This window comes from Halobacteriovorax marinus SJ (assembly GCF_000210915.2).
Taxonomy (GTDB): Bacteria; Bdellovibrionota; Bacteriovoracia; order Bacteriovoracales; family Bacteriovoracaceae; genus Halobacteriovorax; species Halobacteriovorax marinus.
Genome location: NC_016620.1, coordinates 1,005,959 through 1,031,447 on the forward strand (window position 1 = coordinate 1,005,959; position 25,489 = coordinate 1,031,447).

At 35.9% G+C, this 25,489-nt stretch carries 26 protein-coding genes and 1 tRNA gene; 17 read left to right on the forward strand and 10 right to left on the reverse strand.

Annotated features, from left to right (window positions below):
* The gene (locus BMS_RS04970; protein ID WP_014243700.1) at positions 1-855 is read left to right on the forward strand and encodes a hypothetical protein; all 855 of its coding nucleotides are present in this window, start codon (positions 1-3) and stop codon (positions 853-855) included.
* Positions 856-870: 15 nt separating this feature from the next.
* Here BMS_RS04970 and rpmB read toward each other — a convergent pair whose 3' ends face one another.
* On the reverse strand, positions 871-1,101 hold the full coding sequence (gene rpmB / locus BMS_RS04975) for a 50S ribosomal protein L28 (RefSeq protein ID WP_014243701.1): 231 nt from the start codon (positions 1,099-1,101) through the stop codon (positions 871-873).
* Positions 1,102-1,271: 170 nt separating this feature from the next.
* Complete coding sequence (locus tag BMS_RS04980) at positions 1,272-1,805, reverse strand: 2OG-Fe(II) oxygenase (protein WP_014243702.1); 534 nt, start codon at positions 1,803-1,805, stop codon at positions 1,272-1,274.
* A 40-nt stretch (positions 1,806-1,845) separates the two neighbouring features.
* Here BMS_RS04980 and BMS_RS04985 point away from each other — a divergent pair, with 40 nt between their 5' ends.
* Both BMS_RS04985 and BMS_RS04990 read left to right on the forward strand, forming a co-directional pair.
* Positions 1,846-4,230 (forward strand): hypothetical protein, encoded by a 2,385-nt coding sequence (locus BMS_RS04985; protein ID WP_014243703.1) that lies wholly within the window; start codon positions 1,846-1,848, stop codon positions 4,228-4,230.
* The gene (locus tag BMS_RS04990) at positions 4,211-5,134 is read left to right on the forward strand and encodes a hypothetical protein (protein WP_014243704.1); all 924 of its coding nucleotides are present in this window, start codon (positions 4,211-4,213) and stop codon (positions 5,132-5,134) included. Before BMS_RS04985 ends, BMS_RS04990 begins: the two co-directional genes overlap by 20 nt.
* On the opposite strand, the gene BMS_RS04995 is transcribed toward BMS_RS04990, so the two are convergent.
* On the reverse strand, positions 5,117-6,151 hold the full coding sequence (locus tag BMS_RS04995) for an SPL family radical SAM protein (protein WP_014243705.1): 1,035 nt from the start codon (positions 6,149-6,151) through the stop codon (positions 5,117-5,119). The two genes, BMS_RS04990 and BMS_RS04995, sit on opposite strands and share 18 nt — an antisense overlap.
* Complete coding sequence (locus BMS_RS05000; RefSeq protein ID WP_014243706.1) at positions 6,144-7,178, reverse strand: hypothetical protein; 1,035 nt, start codon at positions 7,176-7,178, stop codon at positions 6,144-6,146. The genes BMS_RS04995 and BMS_RS05000 overlap by 8 nt, the downstream gene beginning before the upstream one ends.
* Before the next feature lie 93 nt (positions 7,179-7,271).
* On the opposite strand from BMS_RS05000, the gene BMS_RS16730 reads away from it, so the two are divergent.
* Both BMS_RS16730 and BMS_RS05010 read left to right on the forward strand, forming a co-directional pair.
* Positions 7,272-8,210, forward strand: coding sequence for an aldo/keto reductase (locus BMS_RS16730; protein WP_014243707.1), 939 nt, complete (start codon positions 7,272-7,274; stop codon positions 8,208-8,210).
* Positions 8,200-9,027, forward strand: coding sequence for a glycosyltransferase family 2 protein (locus tag BMS_RS05010; protein ID WP_044557306.1), 828 nt, complete (start codon positions 8,200-8,202; stop codon positions 9,025-9,027). The genes BMS_RS16730 and BMS_RS05010 overlap by 11 nt, the downstream gene beginning before the upstream one ends.
* On the opposite strand, the gene BMS_RS05015 is transcribed toward BMS_RS05010, so the two are convergent.
* The 3 genes from BMS_RS05015 to BMS_RS05025 form a co-directional block, all read right to left on the reverse strand.
* On the reverse strand, positions 9,004-9,798 hold the full coding sequence (locus tag BMS_RS05015) for a hypothetical protein (protein WP_014243709.1): 795 nt from the start codon (positions 9,796-9,798) through the stop codon (positions 9,004-9,006). The genes BMS_RS05010 and BMS_RS05015 overlap by 24 nt on opposite strands.
* Complete coding sequence (locus BMS_RS05020; protein ID WP_014243710.1) at positions 9,798-10,913, reverse strand: saccharopine dehydrogenase; 1,116 nt, start codon at positions 10,911-10,913, stop codon at positions 9,798-9,800. Before BMS_RS05020 ends, BMS_RS05015 begins: the two co-directional genes overlap by 1 nt.
* Positions 10,914-11,031: 118 nt before the next feature.
* Complete coding sequence (locus BMS_RS05025; protein WP_014243711.1) at positions 11,032-12,087, reverse strand: hypothetical protein; 1,056 nt, start codon at positions 12,085-12,087, stop codon at positions 11,032-11,034.
* Positions 12,088-12,126: 39 nt separating this feature from the next.
* Between BMS_RS05025 and BMS_RS05030 the strand changes: the two genes are divergently transcribed.
* A complete protein-coding gene (locus tag BMS_RS05030; RefSeq protein WP_014243712.1) occupies positions 12,127-13,098 on the forward strand; it encodes an arginase family protein in 972 nt (323 codons plus the stop codon).
* Here the strand turns inward: BMS_RS05030 and BMS_RS05035 are convergent.
* A complete protein-coding gene (locus BMS_RS05035; protein ID WP_014243713.1) occupies positions 13,067-14,458 on the reverse strand; it encodes an HAD-IG family 5'-nucleotidase in 1,392 nt (463 codons plus the stop codon). The two genes, BMS_RS05030 and BMS_RS05035, sit on opposite strands and share 32 nt — an antisense overlap.
* A 161-nt stretch (positions 14,459-14,619) precedes the next feature.
* Here BMS_RS05035 and BMS_RS05040 point away from each other — a divergent pair, with 161 nt between their 5' ends.
* The 3 genes from BMS_RS05040 to BMS_RS05050 all read left to right on the forward strand — a co-directional run bounded on the left by BMS_RS05040 (position 14,620) and on the right by BMS_RS05050 (position 16,863).
* Positions 14,620-15,411, forward strand: coding sequence for an outer membrane lipoprotein-sorting protein (locus BMS_RS05040; protein ID WP_014243714.1), 792 nt, complete (start codon positions 14,620-14,622; stop codon positions 15,409-15,411).
* Positions 15,408-16,709: a hypothetical protein gene (locus BMS_RS05045; RefSeq protein ID WP_014243715.1), complete on the forward strand. Its 1,302-nt coding sequence runs from the start codon at positions 15,408-15,410 to the stop codon at positions 16,707-16,709. Before BMS_RS05040 ends, BMS_RS05045 begins: the two co-directional genes overlap by 4 nt.
* Before the next feature lie 78 nt (positions 16,710-16,787).
* Positions 16,788-16,863 (forward strand) — tRNA-Ala (locus BMS_RS05050).
* 399 nt (positions 16,864-17,262) lie between these two features.
* Here the strand turns inward: BMS_RS05050 and BMS_RS17570 are convergent.
* Complete coding sequence (locus BMS_RS17570) at positions 17,263-17,433, reverse strand: hypothetical protein (RefSeq protein ID WP_014243717.1); 171 nt, start codon at positions 17,431-17,433, stop codon at positions 17,263-17,265.
* An 84-nt stretch (positions 17,434-17,517) separates the two neighbouring features.
* Here BMS_RS17570 and BMS_RS17575 point away from each other — a divergent pair, with 84 nt between their 5' ends.
* From BMS_RS17575 to BMS_RS05070, 4 genes are all read left to right on the forward strand, one after another.
* Positions 17,518-17,679: a hypothetical protein gene (locus BMS_RS17575; protein ID WP_014243718.1), complete on the forward strand. Its 162-nt coding sequence runs from the start codon at positions 17,518-17,520 to the stop codon at positions 17,677-17,679.
* Between the two features lie 64 nt (positions 17,680-17,743).
* Positions 17,744-19,156, forward strand: a complete 1,413-nt coding sequence (locus BMS_RS16735) for a hypothetical protein (protein WP_014243719.1) — start codon at positions 17,744-17,746, stop codon at positions 19,154-19,156.
* Complete coding sequence (locus tag BMS_RS05065; RefSeq protein ID WP_014243720.1) at positions 19,153-20,157, forward strand: SIR2 family protein; 1,005 nt, start codon at positions 19,153-19,155, stop codon at positions 20,155-20,157. The genes BMS_RS16735 and BMS_RS05065 overlap by 4 nt, the downstream gene beginning before the upstream one ends.
* Positions 20,158-20,218: 61 nt before the next feature.
* Positions 20,219-21,010: a hypothetical protein gene (locus BMS_RS05070; protein WP_014243721.1), complete on the forward strand. Its 792-nt coding sequence runs from the start codon at positions 20,219-20,221 to the stop codon at positions 21,008-21,010.
* A 219-nt stretch (positions 21,011-21,229) separates the two neighbouring features.
* Here the strand turns inward: BMS_RS05070 and BMS_RS05075 are convergent, their stop codons facing one another.
* Positions 21,230-21,931: a potassium channel family protein gene (locus BMS_RS05075; protein WP_014243722.1), complete on the reverse strand. Its 702-nt coding sequence runs from the start codon at positions 21,929-21,931 to the stop codon at positions 21,230-21,232.
* 389 nt (positions 21,932-22,320) lie between these two features.
* On the opposite strand from BMS_RS05075, the gene BMS_RS05080 reads away from it, so the two are divergent.
* The 4 genes from BMS_RS05080 to BMS_RS05095 all read left to right on the forward strand — a co-directional run bounded on the left by BMS_RS05080 (position 22,321) and on the right by BMS_RS05095 (position 25,461).
* The gene (locus BMS_RS05080; protein ID WP_014243723.1) at positions 22,321-22,929 is read left to right on the forward strand and encodes an FMN-binding negative transcriptional regulator; all 609 of its coding nucleotides are present in this window, start codon (positions 22,321-22,323) and stop codon (positions 22,927-22,929) included.
* A gap of 102 nt (positions 22,930-23,031) precedes the next feature.
* The gene (locus BMS_RS05085) at positions 23,032-24,330 is read left to right on the forward strand and encodes a family 14 glycosylhydrolase (protein ID WP_044557900.1); all 1,299 of its coding nucleotides are present in this window, start codon (positions 23,032-23,034) and stop codon (positions 24,328-24,330) included.
* A gap of 48 nt (positions 24,331-24,378) precedes the next feature.
* Positions 24,379-25,038 (forward strand): nucleoside/nucleotide kinase family protein, encoded by a 660-nt coding sequence (locus BMS_RS05090; protein WP_014243725.1) that lies wholly within the window; start codon positions 24,379-24,381, stop codon positions 25,036-25,038.
* A gap of 42 nt (positions 25,039-25,080) precedes the next feature.
* Entirely contained in the window at positions 25,081-25,461 is a 381-nt protein-coding gene (locus BMS_RS05095) for a hypothetical protein (protein WP_014243726.1), read from the forward strand.
* Positions 25,462-25,489: the final 28 nt, after the last annotated feature.

A 25,489-nucleotide genomic window follows, 5' to 3' on the forward strand; every position in this document is an offset into this window, starting at 1 on the left:
ATGTTAGAGCAAAGAAATATCCTAGAGACTCTTCTGCGCTTTAGTGCATTCTTTGTACTTATTGGTCGCGGCATTCAGCATCTCTTCTTTGATGTACCCATTCGAATTCTTCTTTGGAATGAATCACTTCTAAGTCCATTATTTAATCTCTTTGGTTGGTCTTGGAGAAGTTATGTTACAAACCCTCTCACTGACTTCTTAATTAATCTCTTTGTTATATTAATTGGCTGCTTTCTTTGCGTTTGCTCTCTCTTTGCTATTTTAAATTTGAGAAAGGGAGAGAAGCTACTCTTACTGAGTGGAGTATATCTCGTCTTTTTGAGTGCTATTTATATGTCGGCAAAGTTCTTTATACCAGCGCAGTTTATTGAGTACTCTGCGCAGATGTTCTCTCCCTTTGCTCTACTTCTTTATTGGAGAAGAGGAGAGAGTGAAAGACTGATACTCTTTATTCGTATAGCGGTGGCATTAACTTTTATCGGTCATGGAGCTTATGCTCTTGGTATCTTTCCTGTACCTGGAAACTTTATTGATATGGTTATTAATATTCTTGGTTGTGATGAGAGCTTTGCGAGAAACTTCTTAAAAGTTATGGGAAGCCTAGACTTTCTTGCGGCCATATTGCTCTTTATTCCAATGCTCTCTCATTGGGCACTGGGGTTCTGTGCAATGTGGGGAGTTCTAACAAGCTTAGCAAGAGTTTCGGAGGCCTCTGTCTTTGGAGTCTCTCATATCTTATCGAGTATGGGTCATGAATTCATTATGCGTGGACCACACTTCATTCTTCCCGTGGTTCTCATTTATTGCGCCCATAAAAAAAGCCTTCAACGAGTGAAGGCTTTTCATATAAATTAAATTTAAAATTTTAATTTAGAACATGTGCTTATATTTCTTTAAGAACTTAGATAAAGATCCAACTTTATCAAGTGTTCTAATTGCACTTGTAGAAAGTCTTAGCTTAATAGTTTGCCCAGACTCAGGATCAAAAACTCTCTTCGTTTGAAGATTTGGCTTTTGAGTCATCTTAGTTCTATTTTTTGCGTGAGAAACTTTGTTCCCAACAAGTCTTCTTTTTCCAGTTAAATCACATACACGTGCCATATTTAAACCCTCGTCTGTACGCCTCAGCATTCAGTTTTTAATAATCATTCGTTACAGGTTCGCTAATATATACTTCAAATTATTAAAATTCAAGGGCCAAATTTAATCTCAGCTTATTTTTTCTAAGAAAAATACTGACCCTATATTGAATATTCAATAGTTTAGACTATTTAATGGCTCCAGTTAGGTGCCACCAAGCTACACCAACCAGCGATAGTTCTCCGTGTTCCGGCCTTCACTCTGTTGACCTTATGCTCATAACCATCTCTACCAGTTAGGAAAATAATGAGAGTTTCCTTTGGGGGAGGAGTGAAAGTGGTGAGTTCCTCCTCGCTTGCTCCCTTTTTTCTAAAGAGGAGTTCACCACCTGCAAGATTTGAGTCGGTGTTGAGTGACCAGGTAAAAGCAATATCTCTGGATCCATCATCGTGCCAGATTCCATTTTCATCTGTTTCACTCTCTCGAATGGCAATAATGTGCTCAGAATGAGAGAAGTCTTGATAGTAGGAAATAACTGAATTTAAAATGCCGCCACAGCATAAGTAGTTAGAAATTAACTGGTCGATTTTGTCCCAGTCTTTAAGTTCTAATGCCTTAGCAAGCTCGCTTGGAAATGGAAGATGAAATTTGAGATAACCGCGCTCTTCTAAGAGCCTTTTAGATGGGAGATTTTGCTCTAAATATGCCTTGTCTAACGTATCCATATTGGGGATGATACCTCAAAATTTTATTAGGTAAATATCGATGAAAGTAATAATCTTGCTACTTCTTAGCATAAATATACATGCAAATCTCTCTGTTTCTGAAACTCTTTTAAAGGCCTATTCTCCACTGTGCCCAAGTATTACGACGGCCCATGTTCAAGGCTCATTAATGCACGCGCAGATTATGGGAAATATTGTTAGGGAGATTAATCAAAACTCTAATTGCTTCCAGGCCATAGAGTTGGAGCGAATGTCTACAGACTATTCTAGGCTCTACGAAAATTATATGACCTATAGTGATGATCGCATGGAGAGATTGGAGCTTGAAAAGAAAATTGCACTTTATACTTCTCTCTCATCTAGCGGATCTTTGAGTCCTGACGAAGAACTCTTTTTGACTAATGAGATTTTGAATTCACAGGCCTCTCTTATTAATGCACAAGCTGGCCTTGGACGCTTTGGTGATTTTAGAAGTCGTTACGCAACAGGAGCGAGACAGGTCGTTAATAGTGTCGATGGTTTTCTGGGGACATGGTCTCAAAATCCACAATGTTTTCAATCTAAAGTTTCTTTAATTTCATCTCTACTTAGTAATTCTCTCTTGGCCACGTCGGCATTCGCTGCTCCTGGAACTAGTTTAGCGCTCTCTTCTGGAGCAATGGTGATTAGATCTCTAGGTCAATTCATCCAGCACTTTAAAGAGAATAATTTATTAGAGGATATTGATGAAGTTCAAATGCCCGCAGCACTTCGTTGTGTATCAAAAGCGTTGAGTGATCAATTCTGCTCGGCCGTTGATACGGAAAAGCTTGTTGATAGTTATAGAAATGATCCTATTACAGATGGCCCTAACTTCGAGGGGCTTACGCTTTTAAAGAATCATGTTTCAGAGTTAGCTCATTGGCTAGATGAAGTTTACGCTGGAAGTGCAATTACTTCTGAAGGGGATCTTGTAAATAGAGAGAAACCTATTTTACAGAGTGAACTTCTAAAGAAGATAAAGCGCTACTTACAAACATATGGAACTCTAAGAACAAAAGTCTTCTCTGAGATTTCAAATGATTCACAGAGAACAGATGCTATTGTTATTGGTATTGATCGTCTGGTTTCAATTATGGCCTCACCAACTCTTACGCCTGATCCAAGTGCTTGGGGAAGTAGTGGAGAGTCCTCGGTTGAGAACCCTATTTTTGTAACGAGAGATAAGTCCTTAATGCCTTTTCAAATTTTTGATCCGAGCATCACATCTATTCCTTATTGTGGAGATGATAAGTGCTCACTGATTGAATATGTGAGAAAGACAGGAGTTGAGCTAAGTATTTCAAAGTGGACTGAGTCTATTACAAATTCTCTTCTAATTGTTGAAGAAGTTTTAGAGTTAGTTAATCAAGAGCGTGCCCGTACAATATCTGTAGATGCCTACTCGGTACTAGTTGGGGCAACTCGAGACATTAGAGGAGAAACCAATGCTCTAGGTGGTCTCATTATGATTTCAGATAATGCTCAAAGAATTATTGAGTTTTTAACTGAGTTAGGATGCCAAGGACGATCAAGAGGTTGTAGCAGAGACGGAAGTATTAGTATTCTTCACCGTTATTATCCGCAAATTACAAATATTCAAAAAACAAAGGCCTTAACTGAAACGGTTATCTCTCTAGTTGAAGAAACATTTAGACCTAGAAGCTTATCTCAAGATCAACTTCCGGGTGAGTGCCGTACGGATGGGGGAAGGCCTGAGTTCTTCGGTTCTGATCCACAAGAAGAAAAGAGCTTTGAGATTACTTCTTGTATTACTAAGATCTTAAAATTGGCCGAGAGAGGGAATAATGTTTATTTCTCTAAAGTAAGAGATATGGTTAGTTATGAGCTTGAAGCTAGGTTGGCCAATAATCTCTTAGATCAGGATATTGAAGAAATTATTTTAAGTACTAAAGCTGATTTAGTAACGACTCTCTTAAATACTTACTCGCCAAATAATGAGATCAATCTTTCAGAATTAGTTCTAGGACTTAAGTCTTCTCAAAATATTGTGAGAAATACGGCCAAGAATTTCTTTGAGAACTTTGAGGACTATTTTATTTCGGCCATTACTGAAACTGAAATTTCTCAAATGGAGAGAAGTGCACTTTGCTTTAGAGTTCTACCATTTATCTACGACACTAAAGATCAGAGAAAGTTTATAACTAAAATTTATGATCGTTGTAAGAAGGCGAAGATGGCCTTCTATATAGATGGGCCAAGTATTGAATGGAAGAATTATTTAGTGCAAACAGATGATGGCAGTGGATTTGGAAAAGAGAAGTATAAATTGATGGGAAGTGCTGAAATTCGCAATTGCGCTTTTAGGAAGTATAATAGAAGAAATAAAATTTATGAGCAAAGAAGAGAGAAAGAATTAAATTCTTATGAAGAGAAACCTTTATAAAATACTTTTTATTTCATCGCTAATTATAATTGTTGCCTCAATTATATATTTCCGAAATGTTGTTAAGCCTACGAACTTAAGAGAGCATTACAATGAAATCGCTACTGAAAACAGAGAGAAGGTAAGCGAGAGAAGGATAGAGATAGAAAAAGAGGAAGAACTCTATCCCAAGAAAGTTGCAGCCAAACCTATTTTTGATAAGCAAGTTAGTGAACTAAATTTTAAATTAAATAAACTAGAAGAACAGGTCCAAGTGCGTGAAGCATATTGCCTTAAGTCTCTCAATGAGACGATTCAAAACGAAAACTATATTGATATCAAAGATTCTATGTATGAAGACTTAGATGATGTTAGATCAAAGTTTTCAACAGTTTTAAATGAGGCCATGTTTCGCCCGGAAGCCGATGAACTATTTGCAGAAGTCTATAAAGCAGTTGAAAGCGATCCAAAGATCGATCCGAGACTTCTCTTTGCCAGACTAGAAAGAATAGATATTTGTAGAGACCCTAAGGCCCTAAACTTCATTGACTCTGTATTAGAGGCCTATAGACTTAGAAAGTGGCCAACAATTGTTCGAGACCAACTAGTAAGTGAAGTCTTTACTCTAGTTAAAGAAACTGTACCTAAGAATAGATCCGTAGAAAACTTACTCTATTTCACAAATGTTCTTCTTATTATGGCCGACAATGGACTTGTTCCACTAAATTTTAGCACTGAGCTTGAAGATCTAAGTCGAAGACTAAATGAGAATCATAGTATGTTTAAAGAGGTCTTTGGTCCAAGGCAGGGTAGAGAGGCCAATTATATTTCACTAAGTGATTACTTAAGAAGAAATGAAGAACTCGGTATTGAACTAAGACAAATATCAAGAGATATAGAAAATAACTTAACTCTTGGCTATTGATTCTAAGTCGTCATCTTCCATGCAGAGATAGATTTTCTCTTGCTTTACTCCTGCCTCTAGGAGAAGTTCTTTAATCGCTGAGAGAATCCATAATCTCATTGGCCTATTATATCGAATCTTTCCATCGAAGGATTTAATCAACTCACTTGAGAGTAGCTCACTTTCAGGATAATTCTTTCTTACTTGATGATAGACATCCTTAGTAAAACGAATGACACCTACAGAGATATACTCTAATTTTTGCACAGGAAGAATTGAGAAGAGATCGTTAATTAAGTCCTGATACTTCTCCTTGAAATCATTGTCATAAACGACTGGGTCAAAGTGTATTCCTACTTTGTGACCTGCTTCGACTAATTTCTTAATTGCCACTAGCCTGGCCTTCAACGAAGGTGTTTTAAGGTCATTTTTTTGAATTTTATCTGCGGGTGATAAAGAGAAACTAGTAATGATATTCTCTTTTGGTGGGAGCTTCAGTAGTTCTTTAACATTGGCAGACTTCGTTCGAAGCTCTAATTTTGCCTGTGGTAGCCTTGAGAAGAGTTCATGATAAATCTCAAGCTCTCCTGTAATATGAGTGAGGGCCAATGAATCAGAGAATTCACCAGCATGGAACCAAGGTGTAAGACCTTTTTTGTCACAATCAAGAGTCACTCTCTCAATCTCATCACAAATCTCTCTATGATTTAGAAAGACCACGATATCTGGAGAATTAAAGTAACCTTGGAGGTAGCAATAATTACACTCGTAAATGCAATTATAAGCGTGGATGAAATAGTAGTGAGGTTCTCCAGAGAGTCCATAGGCATCGGGAGCCTCTTTAACTAATTGACCTTTTTTATTTCCAAGGAATAAGTTTAGAGATTCATTCTTTTGTAGATAAGGCTTTTTTACTCTATTGAAGATATCTTCGATTTTATCAATATACTTTACTCTGGCACTTTTAAATGTGTCGATGATCTCAAGAGCACGCTTATTCTTTTTTAAATCAGTTTCAACAAAGATTGTATCAAACATCAATCTTTCCTCTCATTATAAGTTGGTAGTCCTTATAATTGAAATTCTTCAATGACTTTGAGATCTTCTGTAGTTCAACTTCATTATCAATAGTGGCACTAATTTTAAATTGATCACTTTCTAAGTTTTTAGAGAGGGTAATTTTTAGACCACTTTGTTTTAAAGGGTGGAGAATCGCTTCGATTTGATTATTCAACTTCGTATTAAAGGGCGTAAGTAGTTCTCTGAGCTTCTCTAATAAAAGAGCACTTCTTTGTTTTGGTAGTGCTTCTATATTTAGAAGGGAATCGATATTAATTTCTCTAAGGATTTCTTCTTCTGTTTCAAATTTTGTAAGCAGCTGTGAAATAAGAGTTGTATAGTTTCTGTACTGAGAAACTGTAAAGTATAGCTCTTTATAGTTATTGATAATAAAGTTAGCTTTCTCGTTTTCTTTATATTCTATCTTTAAAAACTCTTTATAAAGCTGATCGCTATAGACCTCTGCTTTCTCTTTAACGATTTCACATATTCCCGCTTCATTTTCCTCTGCGTAGGGAAGATCTGAAATTAACTTTAAGGCCTTAAACTCTACAGAAAAATTACTTGCCGCCTTTGCTACGGCCCATAGCTCACGGTCTACTATGTGAGCAAAGCAAGATAATTTATCAGCTTCCTCTTTTGTAAGAGTTCTACTTGAACTTGTTATGCAATCTATAGTGCTCGTTGAATTTGAGCTATATGATTTAAATTCTAATTTATCGTTGATGATAGAGTAGGCAGTTCTAATTTGATAAATAGCTCCCTTTTCAACTCTTGAGTCTAGTCCTCCGGCCACACCTAGATTGATAACGGAATCAATATTGTCTAAACTTGCTAGGACCGTAGTAGCCCCCTCAAGGGCGTTAAATATTCCCTCCTTTGTTATGAGGAGGTAGGAGTCTTCGTTTTGGTATAGACTTAGACCGTGTAAATCAATGGATTTATACTGTGCTTGTCTTAGAAATGTCTGCGCTTCGGCCCTATGGGCAAAGACGAGTAACTTCATATTAAACCTTGATTTTGATTATGGGCGACTTTATAGTGGGCCTTGTATTTTGTCTAGCATTAGGGTAATGCTTTTAGGGCTCTTGGTGGTGAAATGGAACGTATTTTAAATAGTTTAGGTGATATTCCTCTCGGTTTTGGAGGGGCTTCTATAAGCGGCGAAGGTGCAGGTTATGGCTTTGGAGATATTTCTAAGGACAATGCTATTGCTCTTTTAAACTACGCTTTTGATAGAGGAGTCCGACTCTTTGATACTGCGCCTATCTATGGCTTTGGTGAGTCAGAGCGAAGAATTGGTGAAGCATTTAAATCAAATCGCGACGAAGTTTTCATTATATCTAAGTGTGGAGTTAGTTGGCATCCGTCTATGAGGGTTAATATGACTAATGATCCAAAGACTTCACTTGAGATGCTTCACGCTTCACTAAAGAGATTAAATACAGATTATATTGATCACTATATGATCCATTGGCCAGATGAGAGTGTCGATATTAGAAAGACGATGGAAGTACTCGCTAAGGCCAAGCTTCAAGGGAAGATTAAATCAATTGGTCTTTGTAATACTTTTGAAGAAGATTATATGAAAGCGAGAGAGGTCGACGAGATCACTTCTCTGCAATCAGAATTGAATCTCTTTTCCAGAGAGAGTTTAGAAGGGCCTGTGTCCATTGCTAAGAGAAATAATATTAGTTTTATGAGTTGGGGAACTTTAGATAAGGGAATCCTTACTGGAAGAGTGAATAGCAAGAGAAAGTTTGATAAGAGTGATTGTAGATCGTGGGCTCCATGGTGGAAGGCCATTGACAAAGATTCACGCTATCAAAGAGTAGAAAAGCTAAAAGAGATCTTGAAAGATTATCAATTATCAACTCTAGAGCTTGCCCTAGCTTTTAACTTATCCTTTGATAATGTTGATAAACTTCTTTGTGGTGGACGCTCTATTGAGCAATGGGATGATTTAATTTCCGCAGCTAAAAAAAATATTGATAAGAATACCCTTAGTGAGATCTTAGAGAAATTTGATGAAAATTAGTGTCATCATTCCGACATTTAACCGAGAAAAATTTCTAAGTAGATCGCTTGAGTCAGTTCTTTCACAGTCCTATACAGAGTTTGAAATCATTATTGTTGATGATGGTTCAACAGATCGCACTTATCACGAAGTTAAGAAGTATCTCAAAGATTCGAGAGTTCGCTATCTTTATCAAAGTAATCAAGGTGTAAGTAGTGCCAGGAATCTGGGAGTATTCGTTAGTTCTGGAGAGTGGGTTAGTTTCTTAGACTCTGATGATGAGTGGGATTCTAGAAAATTAGAAGAACAGCTCAGCTTTATCAATGAGCATAGTGAATACTCAATTATTCATTGTCAGGAAAATTGGTTTAGAAATAGTAAGAGAGTGAATCTTCCAAAACAGTATATTAAAAAGGGTGGAGATATTTTTAGAGATTGCCTTTATCTCTGCGCTATTTCTCCTTCTACTGTAATGATTAAAAGGGACTTATTTGAGAGGCTCGGAGGTTTCTCAAAGGACTTCATTGTCTGTGAGGATTATGAGTTGTGGTTGAGAATTTGTGTCGAGCATAGAGTGGGACTTGTTGATAAGGCCCTCGTTAATAAATATGCTGGTCATGGAGATCAATTGAGTGTTACGACGACGGCGATGGACTTATACAGAGTACGAGCACTTGCTCAAATGCTTATGAGTAGAGAATTTGAGTTGAATTTAAAAAATGAAATAATAAGTGTCTTAGTGAAGAAGTGTAAGATCTTACTAAATGGGTTTGAGAAGTATGGTAACTTTAAAAACTATGAAGAGGTGAGGGATTTACTCTCTAGATTCGAGCCTTAATAAACCATCTTTTTCATAACTATCCCCTCTCTTTATAAAGTGTGCCCCTTGAACACCATAGTTATAAAAATCTTCTTTAACTAAGAGTACAATAAACCTATTGAGAGAGATTCTGGTCACAATATAATTTGGAAATTTAGGATTCTTTAAAAAGTTAAGTGGCATACCATCAACTTTCATAGAGTCACTAATTTTATCGATTTCATAGTAGTCTACTTTTGAAACACCAACATAAGAATTCTTCTCTAGCTTGAATTGATTATCAATTTCAACTAGGATACGAAGACCGCTATTTTTATTTCCAATAAATTTATAATTCCCATTAAATTTCTCAAAGGATTTATCTTTAGTGAGTATGGGAAGTGCTTCTTTTAGAAAATCTGAGAGATTGAATTTCTCAAGTGGCACTCTCTTATTCGTTAATTCTTTCTTGATCTTAGGTTTCTCTGTGACTTCTTCTTTATTTGATTGCTCTAAGTAAACAACTTTTTCAACAACCTTCTCAATCACTTCTGGCCTTGAGTTCTCTCTATCATTACTTAGCTTTATATTTATTTTCTGCTCAATATCTCTTAAATCAATGGCAAAGTAGGCAAAGAGAAGTTGAAAGACTTTTGCGTTAATTTCTTCAATGCTTAAATTCTGATCAAAGATTTGATCAATATCTTTTTGAAAACTCGTCTTTCTCTCTACGATCTGATGATTAAAAGCAAAGTAGCTTGCACCAACTCCGATGAGAAAGAATGTTAGAGGAATAAGTATTTTCTTCATTACATTAGTATCTTAGCACTACTTTCTTCATCTGCAATAGATTCATCTAACTCAATATTGTGAGTCTTAGTGTAAAATACTTCAAGGGCCTTATCCCATGGTGTGTCCTCAATATTTCCTTCTAGAAATTCTTTAAAATGAGGTAGTAGTTGAGAGCAGAAGTCTTCACTACTTTCTCTTGGCAGTAGAGAAGGTAAGTGATCAATTGCAGTTAAGTGTAGGTCATCCAGAATTTTAATCGATGGCATATCCATAGTTGTACAATCTTTATAAATTGGAAGTGGGTTGCAAGGACCATTTGGGTCGCAACCTACATCACTTATCACAGTGAGGTTTCTCTGCTTCTTTATAGTTTCAAGATCAAGAAATGGAGCTCTTGGCTCTTTAATGAGAGCACAGTTGATTAAGATATCATAGCCAAGGATATCCTCAATTGGATGCTCACTAGCTGTGTCGGCAGAACCCCATTGAGTTGGTTCTATTCCAAGTGCGCGTAGAAATTTAACAGCGCCTTTTCCCGACCTTCCCTTTGCTCCAATAATAAGGACTCGTGGGCGAGAGATAATCTTATTCAGTCTATCCTGTACATCATTAATTAAATGCATTTGATTTTCGTAAGGAAGAAGTGGTGCCCTACTATTGTAATTCATTCCTAGCTGCGTATGAACCCAGAGGTCTAGACCAAGTGCTGCTCCAGCAAATCCGGCCCAAACGCCAAAGGCAGCAATTCGTTTCTCATCTTTATTTACAAGGTACTCAAGATCAAAGAGCAGTCCATCTCCAGCGACGAACCTTGAAAGCGTCTTTTCAAATCCGTGTTGGTTTTTAAAAACATGTGCGAAGTGAATATGCCTATGGCTTAGAGGAAAGTTTGCATCTTCTAATTCTTTTAGACCGACAATGATCGCGTTAAGAGGAGCGTTCACCCAAGAGTTCGTTTCAACTATTTTACAACCAACTTCACTGTACTCACTGTCTTCATAGACTCTAGTCGCAGAGCTCTCAACAACAACGTCATGACCTAATTCAAGAAGTTCTTTACAAGCACTCGGTGTTAAACAACATCTTTGTTCAAAAGCTTTTGTTTCGTGCCTAAGCCAGATAAGTCGTTGCATGGATTCCCTTTGTCAGTCTTATATTGTTTGATGTCAAAACAAATCATGTTTTTATGCTTTTGGCCATAGGTTGTGCGTAATTTATAGACTCTTAAATTAGTAAGTGCTTGTTTTTACATTAGAAGTGTAGACCTAAATTAAAGGAATGAATCGTTGATGCCCAAATATCATCGTGGGGATTATTGTAAGCGGCCCTCATCTTATAGTTAAAGTAGAAGTGATTCATGCGAAATTCGGGAATGAAAGTTATAAATTGGCTGTTCAGACTTAGAGAAGATCTAAAGGGAAGGTCTCTAAACTTAAGCCATGTTCCAACATAAATTCCATCAAAGAAAGAGTATCTCTTTCTCATATGTGCACCCGCATAGGGCTCTAGCCAAAACTTCTCTCCTTTTGATTTCCACTGGTGAAAGAAATGAAAGAGTGGAAAATTATCATAAGAGTAATCAGCCTTGTCTTTTAGAGTAAAAATCTTGGCCTCTAGAACCTCTGCCTTCCAGAGTCTCTTCTCGCTTTCTCTTTTCCAAATAAAGTCAAAACTCAAGGTTTCATTAGACTGATCTAAATCTTTAAAGTTAAAGATTTTTGAACTTTGTGCCAATTCGGTTTTAGTCTTAGTGATATCTTGGTCAGCACGATCAAACTTATAGAGATTAAACTTTATATGAGTGTCGATGTGTCCAGACTTAGTAATAATTGTACTTGCTCCAATTTTACTTTCTTTCTTTATATAAACACTTACCGACGGGTCCACACTGCTACTTTGATTGTAGATTGTGAAGAGTGTTCCCATATTCATATTGTAAAAAAGTGAAGGAGTGAGTCGATATCTGTAGAGATCAAAGCTTGGAAAGGGAATTCCAATTGTCGCATCTAGATCTACATACCTTTCAGAATTCATATTCTTATTTAAAATTTCTAAAATACTTAATTCTTTCTGGGTTTGTGTAGCACCTGACTGGTTGGCCTTATTCTTTACATCGGAAACTAAGTCTTTGACTCCAGAACTAATTTGTAAGTCTACATCGAAGTACTGCTCGTAGAGCTTATGAGTTAATCTCTTATTGATCAGGGTATGGTCTCTAAGGATAGTATAACGTTTTAAGTTATTTCTAAGTCCTGCTGCATAGACCGAATTGGCCAAAAGTAATGATACTATGATAATTTTCTTCATACTTTAATTATAAACAAAAAAGCAATAAATAGAATAGAAATGATTATTTATAATAAAGAATTTGATTTAAGTTTAGATAAGTTTGGAATTGAAGTACCAATTCTAGACGATCGCTCTAGTCGTTGTTTTTTTGAATTACAGAAATTAGTTCCAAATCTAAAAGAAGTAGAATTAAGTTCCCTAAAAGAAATTACCAAAGAAGATCTCTTGCGCGTCCATACCCGAGAGTTAGTAGATAGGTTATTTACTAGAGATAGAGCGCAGGCAATAATAGATTGTTATGAGCTTATTGATGACGCCGGCGAGTATCATCGATATGATCCAAATAAATCTGAACTAGAACTTGGAAATTTAGTCGATAAATTTATTCTTCAAACAAAAGGGACCTACGCTACACTAGAGGGAGCATTCTCAAATGGTTTTGCCTTTGGGCTATGTGGTGGAATGCACCATGGAATGAGTGATCGCTCAAGAGGCTTCTGTTTAATAAATGATATTATTATCTGCGCTCGTAAGTTTCAGTCCTTAGAAAAGAATTTAAAATTTTCAATTATAGATATCGATGCACATAAAGGATGCGGAAGTGCTGAGCTGACTCACAATGATCCAAGCATAGAGACATTGAGCATTCACATGAAAGATGGATGGCCTCTAAGTGAAGAGTGCGGTGATGGTCCATGGCGAATCCCTTCTACTATCGATATTGGAATCTCGGCGGGTGAAGAGAATTCATACTTAGAGAAACTCCAAGAAGGACTAGAGCAGCTGAAGAATTTAGAAATTGCGATTGTTGTTGCTGGGGCTGACCCTTATGACGGTGATGTTCTTGAAAGTGCTAGGGGAATTCAATTATCAAAAGAGCAAATGCTAGAGAGGGATCTCTTAGTTTATGAATTTCTTAAGAGTCGAAATATTCCCCAAGCCTGGGTTATGGCCGGTGGTTACGGGCCAAAGACTTGGGAGATATATTATCAATTTCTTAAATCAATTCGTGAGGAAGAACTCTCTTAATTGGTCTAAAGTATGTTCTTGGTGAGTTTTCTAAGAGATCAGAAACTCTACCCATGTAAACACAGGCGTACTTCTCAATTTGATCTGCAAAGCGGCTCTCTTCTTGACCTGCTCTCATCAATTCTCCCCAGTGAGGATTAAAGCACTTTCTATAGTTTTCTAATTCTTTTGAAATCGAATTATTTACCTTATCAATTTTCGCATAGATTTTACTTACTTCATCTTTATCGTAAGATTCGCCTCTATACTTACTCATCTCTAAGTCATCAAGATTGTCTTCTAGAACTTCCTTCTCTTGCATTAGAGAGTCAATCTTCTTTTGAGTAGGCTCACTCTTTTTTATGGCCTCAATCTCGTCTTCAAGTGGTTCAACCACGAGCGCAGTTCTCCATCCAAAAGTTTTCTTTAATGAGAGAACATCTCCATAAATATGGTCACCAAGATAGAGAATCTCAGAGCCTTTAAGACCTAAATCTTCTTGAAGCTTTCCAGCGTTTCCACCTTGATAAACCCCTGGAGTAATTGGTCCTTCATGATTCGTCATAAGGGCCGTCTCAGGATCAATTCTTAGGTAGTGATTCTTAAAGTGGAAGAAGCGTGGCTTACTAGAGAGAGTAATTGTAATTTCAAATAAATCTCTCCAGCTTTTGTGCTCTTTTAGGAAAGGATCAATTGTATACTCAAGTAAGTCTTTGCAGTAATAGTACTCAGAGTTGGTAATAATAATTAATTTCTTACCACACTTCTTATACATCTCAAGCTGGGCTACAAGCTTCTCGTCTTGAATAATATACTCACTCATATTGGCCTTTACTTGGCTCTTTAGAGAACCGTCTGAGTGACAAATATCAATGGCCTCTTTGATATGATCTGCTAGGAGGTCATATCTTGGAACTTCAACACCTTTTTCTTTTAGGTCAACAATTTGAGCGTAGAGAATACCATTTGATACAGAGAATGCTGTATCGAGAGATTGAAAACTCTCATCGCTTAGATCAATGACTCTATTGGCGTAAGCTTCATTTTGCTCTTCAAAGGAAATTGGACCAAGTCCGTGTTGCGCTTTTTTAACTTTTCCAAATCTAGAAACATGAAGAAGGTTACCACGTAGTTTATCAATCACTAGACCTTGTTGAACAAGTTGAAAGTCAAATTCTAGATCTAGAATTTCTTTTGGGTAACCTAAGACTTTAACCAAATTCTCTTTTACGAGAGAGTAGGTAAGCCTTTCAAAATTTTCTGTATTATAGCGAACTAATGTATAGTCCATATCAAAACCAATGGCCTTGATCTTTTTCATATTTAATATTCTGTTAACATAAACACTCATCTGTATGACTCCTTTAGTCAAATGAATCATTCTCCCAAGCTAGGGAACTTAAAAGACTATCAAAATGCTTGGAAGTCAGTCAATGATTACCGACTAAACAGCGAATTTGACGACTTTAGCTAGACCAAATAGGCCATAGCCCCTAACATAGATAGGGTAATTTATTTATTTTCAATTAAAAAGGTGAGTCCATGAGTTCTGTATTTAAATTCTGTTTGATTCTTATTTTATCTTTAGGTGCGAGCCATTCTTTAGCTGAAACAACTGAGGAAAAGGGTTTGCGTATCGCTAAAGAAGCTGAAGCAAGAAATAATGGCTTCATTGGTGATGAATCAGATTTAGAGATGATTCTTATTGATGCTTATGGCTCAAAAATTATTAGAAAAATGCAGGGCAAAGTTTTAGAAGTAGAAAATGATGGTGATAAGTCTCTAAATATTTTTCTTAACCCTAAAGATGTTAAGGGAACTAAAATGCTTACTTGGTCACATAAGAAAGATGATGACAATCAATGGCTCTATCTTCCTTCTCTTAAGAGAGTGAAAAAAATCTCATCAAGAAATAAGTCTTCTTCATTTATGGGAAGTGAATTCTCTTATGAAGATATTGGATCTCAAGAAATTGAAAAGTATAAATTTAACTTCATCAAAGATGGTAAATCAGCAGATGGTGAAGACGTTCATATTATTGAAAGAGTACCAGTTGCTAATAGTGGATATTCAAAGCAAGTCGTTCAGATCTCTAAGAAGCATTTAAATGCAGTTCATGTTTCTTATTACGATAGAAAAAATGAACTTTTAAAGACTGCTGATATGAGTGACTTTAAGAAGTACACAGTTGCTGGAAAAGAATTGTGGAGAGCTTCAAATATTCACATGAAGAATGTTCAGACAAAGAAAGAGTCTATCTTTAAGTGGAATAATAGAAAGCTTGGCGTAAAGTTTAAAGAGAACCTCTTCACTAAGAGGGCACTTAAGCGATGATTAAAATTGTTCTACCTGTTTTCTTGTCACTAGGTCTTGCTCTGCCTACTTTTGGGGCCGTTTCTGATCAAGGCGAAATCACTTTTGAAAATAGAACTTTTGAAAGTGATAATAATAATCTTACATACGACGATAACTTCGCTCTCTTCACTAGAGGGCAAGTTAAGTTTATTGAAGGAAACTTCACCGGTGCTCTAAGGGCCTATGCTCGAGCAGATTCTAAAGATAGAGAGAGAAATCACTATGTGATTGAAGATGCCTATGGATCATATCTCTTTGGTGAAGAGGGAAGTTTTAAAATCCTAGCGGGATGGAAGCTATTTAATTGGTCTGCCCTTGAGGCCTTTCACCCAGCGGATGTTGTTAACTCCAAAAACTTTGATGGTGAAATTGAGAACCTTGAGAAGAAAGGGGAGCTGACTCTTGAGACAGAATTTGTCGTAGGAGATGGAACATTAAACTTCTACTATTGGGCAAGAGTTGAAAATCCGATCTATCCATCAACGCGAGCGAGAACTGGTGTCAATTTTGGGATTGAATTTCGCGACCCTGTTTGGGTTAATGGCAAAGATGCGGGAACTAATTCTAAGTGGCAACCTCAGTGGGGGATTCGCTTCAATCAAACTCTTGGGGATATGGACTTTGCTCTTCAATTCCTAGATCACTTTGATAGAGCACACCCTCTTATTGGTTATACTTTTGGAACTTCCGTAGGAGGTACGGAGTTTCCATCAAATCAAAATGACTTAAGGCCTCACTTCTACCGTGTAAGAGAATTGGGTGGAACTCTAAGCTATGCTCTCGGTGATTATTTAATAAAAGTAGAGGGTGGCTATAGAAAGTTTGAGGATGAGTTCAAGACATTAGTTCCTATTACGACAACAACTTTTGAGCGCGCAAATCAAGAAGATCATGGTGAGTTGGCCTTAGGACTAGAGAATACTTTCTCGATTGATTCACTTGATCACGAAGTGACGCTGATCTTTGAGGCCACAAGTATATTTGGTGCAAATAAGGTGGCCAGAAGAAGATTGAGTACTTTTCAGCGCGATGCACTTGTTGCATTGAGATATAACTTCAATGACCTCATGGGTGCTGAGCTTTTCTTTAGTTTTATTCAGGACTTAGAGTATACGGATGAGCGTCTATATAATCTCTCATTCACTAGAAGGCTCTCTGATAATTGGAAGTATAAAGTTGGTGTGAGAGCATACCAGGCCAAGGAGCGTGGGTTCTACGGTCTCCAAGTTTATAAGGGTGACGGACAGGGTTATTTAAATATTTCTAGGTTCTTCTAGCAGACTTTCTATGGCAAGATCCATCTTTTATCTTGCCATAAACCTCTAAAAACCTTATCTTTTATTCACAATTTCTATGGGCCCTTAGCTCAGCTGGGAGAGCGCTTCGCTGGCAGCGAAGAGGTCAGCGGTTCGATCCCGCTAGGGTCCACCAGAAACAAAAAAGCCTCGACATCGTTCGAGGCTTTTTTGTTTCTTATGTACACTTATTGGATTCAAGCACCTAGTTCATGCGGAATGCATATTTCATAATCTTGGCTTACTCATCATCTAATATTATTTTCTTCTCTTTGAGACGGTCATCATATGAGTTCCTATATCCAAAAGGGGCTTTGCCTTGTGCCATACTTCTCGCGGCAGAATTATACATCGCTGATATAACTCTATTTACTAAATCCTTAGAATATTTATTCAGTTTTAAGTCATAAGTAATGAAGTGAAGCTGCATTCCATAATCTTCCACAAGGTTGTTAAGTATTTCCTTCTTATCAACTTTAAGTGCTGGTTCGACTGCTTTATATACTCGTCGAATCTTTAGTCTTTTACTTCTTGCCTACTCTCTTATGGCTTTCTCTTGTTCTTCCAAAGAAGTCCCTCTATCCCCTTGTTTCTGACTTGATACTCTGATCATTACTAAAGTATAACCCGTAGATACAGACTCAGTTTTGAGTTCTCTCTTAACTTTTAACCTCTTAATAATTTTCCTATTCTTGATTAGTAACATCGTTTATTTCCTCAATTACTTTTAAAAAGTGTAGAAAAGTCGTCCTTAACAATTCTAGGTCTTCTGAATCAAATTTGGACTCACATGGGAAAGATGGCGCTTGCAATGATATCTGTTGTAGCAGAGTTAGAAGTATCTATTACAGAAGAAAGACTGGCAGTGACTGGAGATGTGGTCGGCCTCCAATTAAGAAGTTATTTTCTCATTGGTCTAAGTCCGCTGCAAAAATCAAGAAATATTGATTAAAAAAGGTGCTTTAGTTTATTGACGCTTGGTGACTAAATATGAGAACTATAGTTATGAGGTTAATATGAGTAAATTTCACATTATTTCAGTAGGTTTTACCATCCCATTTAGTGATTATGACTATCTAAGGTTTAGTGATCAAAAGTCATTGTCCGATGCAGATATCGTTGTTTTAAGCCCTGCTATAAATGAATTTAATAATAATGAATACTTTATCGGCTCAACTTGTTTTCAAGGGCTAGATAGTTTGTCAAATAATCAAAGCTTTAATCTAAAAAGAGATACTAAGTTTTGGCAAAGAGAAGTTATCGAATATTTAAACTCTGGGAAAACGATCTTTATGGTAATGGATAAGCCTCAAGGTTTATATGTAGCAACAGGTGAGAAAAGAACTTCTGGAACAGGCAGAAATCAGAAAGTAATTAATATCGTTGACTCCTATAAGCAATTTCAAGTTATTCCTGATGAGGTTGGAAGTTTAAGAAGTTCGTCTGGGAATAAAATTATTTTAGATGATAAAAAATCGATTTATAGAAGCTTTTTTGAGAAGTTTAAAGGCTTTATGGATTATGAAGTAATTCTTGAAGACTTTCCTGGAGAGAAGGTTTTCCTCCAGAATACTACAAAGAAGTGTCTTGGTGGTCATTTGAAAGTTGGAAGCGGAAACTTAGTTATTTTACCTAGAGTTTATTTTGATGAAGAAGAATTTACAACATATGAAGGAGTTAATGAACGTTGGTCGGATGATGGAGAAAAGTTATCAAAGATATTCATCAAAGAGCTTATCGGGATTCATAAAACTCTAATTGGAGAAGAGGATCAAGGATCGATACCAGAGTGGTTGTCAAAAAGTCAGTTCTCTTTATCTACAATAGAAAAGACTGAAGATAAGATATCAGTTATAAATAAAAAAATTGAAGAACTCCAAGAAGAGAAAGAACTTCATATGGCTGAATTACACCAACTGAGGCTTCCACAGTTGTTATTATATGGGAAAGGTAAGCTATTAGAGGAAGCTGTGAGAACATCTCTAAGGAGTATGGAGTTTGATGTAACAAATTATGATAATGGGGATTCTGAGTTTGATATTGTGATAGAATCTTCTGAAGGTAGAGCGATTGGGGAAGTTGAGGGGAGAGATAATAAGCAAATTGCAGTAAAGAAATACTCTCAGCTACTTAGAAACATAGGTGAAGACTTCGAACGTGATGAAGTTGAGGTCATGGCTAAAGGAGTATTATTCGGTAATGCTTTTAGAATTACTACACCAGAAGAAAGAGGTATTCAATTTACTGAGAAATGCTTGTCGGGTGCTAAAAGTAAAGATATCGCATTAATAAATACCTCTGACCTATTTTTGATTTATCAATACTTAAGTAATAAAAAAGACAAGGCATTTGCTGCAAAATGTAGAAAAGCCATACTTAATGGAAAAGGATTAGTAAGTTTTCCTAACATCCCCAATAAGAAAAAATGAAGTTAAATGATGTTTTATTAGTTATTGGAGCAGGTGCACATGTTCCTTATGGATTCCCTACTGGTGCACAATTGAGAGAAGATATCTTAGAGCTAGAAGAAGCTGGCTTCAATTATCACACTCGTACAATATCTCATTATGCAGATGATATTAGGAAAGGATACGAATTATTTAATTCTGTAGGAATGATAGTTTATAAAGATGATGAATTCTTTAAAGATGCTGAGCAGAATAGCTCTAACTGGAAAGAAATTTACATCACAAAGCAAGTAAGGGAGTTCGTAAAAGTTTTTAGAGAGTCACAGAATCCATCAATTGACTCTTATCTAGCAACGTTTACAGAAGGTACAGAAGTACTCCCTGAGTACCGGTTGCACATTAAAATTGGAAAAATAATTATTGAAGGTATTATTAAACATTATCTTGGAAAAATCTCAGTTGGACGAAAATATGAATGGATTCAACACTTATTTAACACACACTATCCAGAGTGGACAAATGTAGAATATCATAGCTCTGCACCGTTAAATATTATTACCTTCAATTACGATACCTTTTTTGAAAGTTGCTTAGAGCAATACCTCAAACACAACTTTTTAAAAAACTACAGAAACTTGAAAACTGAACTTGTTAACATAGAGCATGTGTATGGCTCGGTTAAACAAATCGATACCTTAAAGGTAATTGGTGAAGATAGATATGCTGAGAGTTTAGAAGTATCTAATAAATTAGCTAACATCATTAATAGAGTAAAGAAAATTTACTTTCTAGGGTTTGGATTTGATAAATCTAACTTAGAACTTCTTTTTTCAAAAGCTAATCAAAGGCATTTACAAAATATATCTATGTTCTCAACAAACATTGGACTTAATGAGTTTGATACTGTTGATATTGAAAAGATTTGTGATGGAAAGTTTAGTATCGATTTTTATGAGAATGAACTTGATAAGGTTTGTAGCTTCTCATTGATTAAAGACAGAGAACCCCTGTTAAATGAATAAACTTTCAGAAATACTGTATATTCAGTCCCAGAGGCGCTGATTAAGATTTAGAGGAAGAATTATGAAGTTAGGCCTTAATCATCATGATTTACAGATTCTTGGAGAGATTGACTGGGCAGAAGGTGCTTTTGCTTTTGTTAAAACTCTAAAAGGTGTCATTGGACTTAAATATGAGGCAAACTTGCTTGGAAAAGAGATTTCAAGTAATGAACTTCAAAAAATTAAAGCTACTTTTAGCCAAGAGCTAATTGATACTAAAAAAAGAATAAGTGAGAATGGCGTCCCTAATGTCTTCATCGAGTTATTTGAGTTAACTAGAAAAAGAGACGTAAAAAAATACTGTAAAGAATTAAAGATCACTGAAAGAGACCTGTTTTTATTGATTATGAACTCTGAACAGATAGGATTTTCTCATTCTTCAAAGCATAATAGTTTTGTTCCAGAGCATCATATTTATGATAAAGACGAAATGAATAAGTTATCTGACAAAGAATCCTGCTCTAAGACTAGAAAGAAAGTGATGAGTAAAATTTCCGGAACATTTCGAGAAAGAAGAAATGTTAGTTGTCACCTCTTTCATAATGGAGCAATGTGGCATTGTTTTTACTTCAGTTATGAAGACTCTCAAAATATGCCAAATAAAAAGCAACATTGGAAACATGGAACACATATTCATTATATCTCATACATTTGGAATGATGCCAAAGATGATTTATGGCAAGCTCTAGATAAAAGAAAGATTTCTTCCACAAACTTTCATATTAGCTTTGATGGGTCCTTGAATGAGCCTCTACATATTGCATATATATATGGTAGAGCTGTAATACAAATAACTAGAGAAAGGAAGATTTAGTAACGATGGATAACAAGTCATATATTTCGATATATGGAAGGTAAGGTCCACTATTCTTTTTTATCTTCATTTTCATTAACTTGAGTAAGTAAATCGAATGGCTTTTTCCAATGATATCCGATAGCGCGATTATCTTATGCTGAGTTCGATGACATTGATTCAACCAATGTGTGGTTTTAGTAGATTATTCCTTAGTTAAAAGAGATTTTTTTCTTATGGTTAATTTTTGCTGGGTACTTTATTTTTAAAAATAAGGTTCAGCAATTCAGTTATTAATAAACTAATAAGAGAAACGAGTAGCCCAATCAATATGAGACTAAAAATTACTTGGTTTTTAATTAAAAGTCTTACTTCATTAGTTATTGGAGTAATGTCACCGTAACCAGTGGTCGTTGAAGTAACTACACTAAAGTACTCAAAGTCTGAAAGGTTTAGAAGTAGGCCTTTTTTCTCCCTGGAATGTGTTCTATATTTACTAGTGATTATAGTAAGTTTTCGAGCTGTCTCTTCCGCATCTTTTTTCGCTATTGCGTGGAGTTGATTAATATCTCCTGTGATCTTTTCATTATTCAAAATTGTTTTTTTTACACCTTCTATAAATTCTGGAGACGTGGAGTTTTTATGTCGGTCTAGAGCTTTAACTTCTTTCGTTTTTATTGCATGTCTAAGGTCTGAAAGCAGGGATGAGGCAGCTGTCTGGTTCGTGAAGTTGCCCTGTAGCTCTATGACTGTATTTCTTAAAGTAAGTAGTTTGTTTTCGTATTGTAATTTTTTAGCGTTAATTATTGAATCACTAATACTAAAGCCAGATATATCATCAAGGTAGAGGTTGTGGTACTTCTTTGCATAATGACCAATTTGATAGTAATAAGCAGCTGAGAAAATAATGATCAAAAAAGTAATGGAAGAGATTTTTTTCATTTATTTATATTAAGTGAAAATTGTGGAGTTGTCACTTCATGCTTAATTGCACTGGTGAGCGATCAGTTTTTTTATGTACACTTATTGGATTCAAACACCTAGTTGATGCGGTTGCCTACAGGATGAAGATATGTCAATGGCTGTAGAAGAGAAGCAGATCAATATTCGAGATGCTGATGTGAAAATCCATTACATGGAAATGAACTTAGAGGCATAATTTTATTCGAAAAACGCTTAATCCTTTTCGAGTCGTTAATTAGTTTCACTTATTATGTATAAAAATTATTAATTTATGTAATTATTCCCAGTAAGTTAAAGTAGTACCAAAGATTGTATCTATTATAAGCACCAATTTTGAACTGTAATGGATCTTAAAAAAGGAACCCAAAATGTTTAGACCAAAACACTTTAAAGAAGATGAAGAGGGAAAACTATTGAACTTCATTGAAGAATATCCTTTGGGGCTCTTAGTTACAGGTGACTTTGAAGCTAATTTAATTCCGATAACTATTACGAGAGAATCTGGGGATTTATATTTAAATTGTCACGTTGCTAGAGTAAATACTCAGCTTAAAAGCCTTATAAGTAGTAATAATGTCCTTATCGTATTTAGAGGTCCTGAGGGTTATGTTACACCCAACGTATATCAAACGAAGAAAGAACATGGTAAAGCAGTTCCAACTTGGAATTATTCGATGGTCCAAGCTCACGGACAGGCAACGGTTATAGATGAGAAGGACTGGATCTTAGATCAAATTAATAGCTTAACTAATAAAATGGAAGAGGGAGAAGAGCAACCGTGGAAGGTTTCTGATGCTCCTGACGATTACATAGATAAATTAGTGAAAATAGTGGTTGGAATTAAAATTAAAGTTGAAAGATTAGAGGGTGTTTTCAAAACTAGTCAGAATCAACCCATTGAAAATCGTATTGGGGTCAAGAAATACTTTAGTGAACAGGGTAATCTCGCAATGGCCGATCTCGTCTCGATAGACTAAGACCTATACTGTATAAACTATACAAGTCTTATTGTATTTGCATATAGAGTGCTATAGAAAACTCTCTATATGAAAAACTTCTTAACTACATTATTTATATTAATGTCAACTTACGTTAATGGGAAAGTCTTTAATGTAATGGCACCACTAACTGTCGATAATTTCGATCATTTTGCTTATGAGCTAAGGGAGATGAAGAAGCTTGGGGCAACAGGCGTGAGTACTGATGTTTGGTGGGGACTTGTTGAAAAGCAAGATCAACAATTTGATTGGAGCTATTACGATAAGCTAAGTTCATTAATAATTGATAGTGGTCTTAAGTGGGTTCCAATTCTATCATTTCATCAGTGCGGAGGAAATGTCGGCGATACTTGTAATATTCCGATTCCAAGTTGGCTTTGGAGTAAATACGGTCAAGGCGCAATGACAAAGAGTGAACAGGGAAATTTTTCAAAGGAGTTTCTCTCTGTATGGACAACGAAGAAGGCCATCTCTGATTATAGTGATTTTATGTCAGCCTTTAAGAATCACTTCCATAATAAGAAAAATGATATTTATGAAATTAATATAAGTCTAGGTCCAGCTGGTGAGCTACGTTATCCTTCATATAATTCTCACGATCAAAATACAGGGTACCCAACAAGAGGGGCCATACAAGCATATTCATCTTCTGCAATTCAAAGTTTCAAACAATATATAAAAGAGAAGTATAAGACCGTTGGAGCACTTAATAACTCTTGGGGATTTAATTTGAATTCATTTGAATTAGTCATGCCTCCAACACCGTCATTATTTTATAGTAAAGAAGAGCAGGAAACAAAGTACGGACAAGACTTCTATGAGTGGTATTCTAAGAGTCTAAGAGATCATGGTAGAGAATTACTTTCTCTTGCAGTTGATACTTTTAGAAATTATGGAAATGCTCAACTAGGAGTAAAGGTTCCTGGTATACATTGGAGAGTCGCTCCTGGTGGGGATAGGATGGCCGAGTTGAATGCAGGGCTTATCTCTACAGATCAAAATATTTATAGTGATAAAACTGGTCATGGTTATAATCGAATTATTTCTATGATTAGTGATCTAAAGAAAGAGAAAGGTTTTGATTTGATTAACCTTCACTTCACTTGTCTTGAGATGGATAATAACGAAGGGCCAGAGTACGCACAGAGCTACGCTAAGGCACTTGTTTTTTGGGTTGCTCAAGAGGCACAGAGGCAAGGAGTAAGAATTCTTGGTGAAAATGCTCTTGCTGGAACACTTTACTCTCAAAGGGCCTGGGATAATATTGAAAATGCATTACTCTTCGGTGGCTATGATGGAGTTACTTTTTTGAGAATGGGTAATGTACTAGGTAGTTCAACGGGGCGATCTAACTTTAGAAACTTAGTAGAAACTTTCTAGCGCTTTTTTGTATAGCGGTTAAATAGAAAAAATTGTAAGCTCTTTCCCATGGTTAGAGAAAAATTAATTACTGAAATTTGTAAAAAAATTATAAGTCTAAAATTAGATCATCCTATAAAGGTGGCCATCGACGGAGTTACTGCATCTGGCAAGACGACATTCGCTGATGATATCGCTCATGCTCTCACTCAAATGGGCGAAGAAGTACACAGAACTTCTCTTGATGGTTTTCACAATTATCGTAGGATTAGATATCAAAAAGGAAGAAGCTCTCCTGAAGGGTACTATTTCGACGCCTACAACTACACTGCAATTATAGAGCACTTATTAAATCCTCTTGTAGGTAAAGAGGAATTCTTTTTTAGAACACAAGTTTTAGATTTAAAAGAAGATAAAGAGTCACTCTCGCCGAAAGTTAAGATTTCAAAAGATGGTATACTCATTGTAGATGGTTCTTTCTCTCTTAGAGAGGAGCTATTCTCTCATTGGGATTATACTATATATCTTCGAGTTGAAATGAAGTGTGCACAGAAAAGGGCAGGGCAAAGAGATAAAGCTCTCTTTGGTTCTAATGAATTAGCAGAGCAAACAACACGAGACAGGTATCATGCAGCTCACCGTATTCATAATGAACTAGAAAAGCCTTGGGAGAAAGCAGATATTGTAGTGGATAATAATGAACCGAAAAAGGCCTACCTTATCGAGTAAGAAAAAAGTTACATTTTGATGAAACTAAAATATAATTAAGAAATGATTATGATTAAGTTTGTAAAAGTATTTTTTATACTTTTAATTTCGACAGTATTCTTAACTAGTTCTCCTCAGTTATCTGAGATAGGGCAAGTTATCGATTTGCACTTAACTGAGTACTCGGAATTTAACTTATATCATCATGATAATATCGACGACATGCCACATACTCATACACATAAGCATAGTGAAGATGGTGAAGAGCATGAACATGGTCATAATCACTCTAAGGTCACACAGACAGAAGTCAAATTGCTAGTAAATTCAGCTAATATTTCACCAAAAGTAAAATACTTAAGAATTAAGAGATCTTTTCTTGAAAAGAATCTTTTCTCTAAAGCTTATCCTAATGACATCCTTCGTCCTCCAATAGCTTCATAGTTTTTTATTAAAGATTAAATTTAAAATT

Coding starts and splice junctions, on each gene's coding strand:
- BMS_RS04970 (WP_014243700.1), top strand. CDS start 1: ATGTTAGAGCAAAGAAATATCCTAGAGACTCTTCTGCGCTTTAGTGCA.
- rpmB (WP_014243701.1), bottom strand. CDS start 1,101: ATGGCACGTGTATGTGATTTAACTGGAAAAAGAAGACTTGTTGGGAAC.
- BMS_RS04980 (WP_014243702.1), bottom strand. CDS start 1,805: ATGGATACGTTAGACAAGGCATATTTAGAGCAAAATCTCCCATCTAAA.
- BMS_RS04985 (WP_014243703.1), top strand. CDS start 1,846: ATGAAAGTAATAATCTTGCTACTTCTTAGCATAAATATACATGCAAAT.
- BMS_RS04990 (WP_014243704.1), top strand. CDS start 4,211: ATGAAGAGAAACCTTTATAAAATACTTTTTATTTCATCGCTAATTATA.
- BMS_RS04995 (WP_014243705.1), bottom strand. CDS start 6,151: ATGTTTGATACAATCTTTGTTGAAACTGATTTAAAAAAGAATAAGCGT.
- BMS_RS05000 (WP_014243706.1), bottom strand. CDS start 7,178: ATGAAGTTACTCGTCTTTGCCCATAGGGCCGAAGCGCAGACATTTCTA.
- BMS_RS16730 (WP_014243707.1), top strand. CDS start 7,272: ATGGAACGTATTTTAAATAGTTTAGGTGATATTCCTCTCGGTTTTGGA.
- BMS_RS05010 (WP_044557306.1), top strand. CDS start 8,200: ATGAAAATTAGTGTCATCATTCCGACATTTAACCGAGAAAAATTTCTA.
- BMS_RS05015 (WP_014243709.1), bottom strand. CDS start 9,798: ATGAAGAAAATACTTATTCCTCTAACATTCTTTCTCATCGGAGTTGGT.
- BMS_RS05020 (WP_014243710.1), bottom strand. CDS start 10,913: ATGCAACGACTTATCTGGCTTAGGCACGAAACAAAAGCTTTTGAACAA.
- BMS_RS05025 (WP_014243711.1), bottom strand. CDS start 12,087: ATGAAGAAAATTATCATAGTATCATTACTTTTGGCCAATTCGGTCTAT.
- BMS_RS05030 (WP_014243712.1), top strand. CDS start 12,127: ATGATTATTTATAATAAAGAATTTGATTTAAGTTTAGATAAGTTTGGA.
- BMS_RS05035 (WP_014243713.1), bottom strand. CDS start 14,458: ATGATTCATTTGACTAAAGGAGTCATACAGATGAGTGTTTATGTTAAC.
- BMS_RS05040 (WP_014243714.1), top strand. CDS start 14,620: ATGAGTTCTGTATTTAAATTCTGTTTGATTCTTATTTTATCTTTAGGT.
- BMS_RS05045 (WP_014243715.1), top strand. CDS start 15,408: ATGATTAAAATTGTTCTACCTGTTTTCTTGTCACTAGGTCTTGCTCTG.
- BMS_RS17570 (WP_014243717.1), bottom strand. CDS start 17,433: ATGTTACTAATCAAGAATAGGAAAATTATTAAGAGGTTAAAAGTTAAG.
- BMS_RS17575 (WP_014243718.1), top strand. CDS start 17,518: ATGGGAAAGATGGCGCTTGCAATGATATCTGTTGTAGCAGAGTTAGAA.
- BMS_RS16735 (WP_014243719.1), top strand. CDS start 17,744: ATGAGTAAATTTCACATTATTTCAGTAGGTTTTACCATCCCATTTAGT.
- BMS_RS05065 (WP_014243720.1), top strand. CDS start 19,153: ATGAAGTTAAATGATGTTTTATTAGTTATTGGAGCAGGTGCACATGTT.
- BMS_RS05070 (WP_014243721.1), top strand. CDS start 20,219: ATGAAGTTAGGCCTTAATCATCATGATTTACAGATTCTTGGAGAGATT.
- BMS_RS05075 (WP_014243722.1), bottom strand. CDS start 21,931: ATGAAAAAAATCTCTTCCATTACTTTTTTGATCATTATTTTCTCAGCT.
- BMS_RS05080 (WP_014243723.1), top strand. CDS start 22,321: ATGTTTAGACCAAAACACTTTAAAGAAGATGAAGAGGGAAAACTATTG.
- BMS_RS05085 (WP_044557900.1), top strand. CDS start 23,032: ATGTCAACTTACGTTAATGGGAAAGTCTTTAATGTAATGGCACCACTA.
- BMS_RS05090 (WP_014243725.1), top strand. CDS start 24,379: ATGGTTAGAGAAAAATTAATTACTGAAATTTGTAAAAAAATTATAAGT.
- BMS_RS05095 (WP_014243726.1), top strand. CDS start 25,081: ATGATTATGATTAAGTTTGTAAAAGTATTTTTTATACTTTTAATTTCG.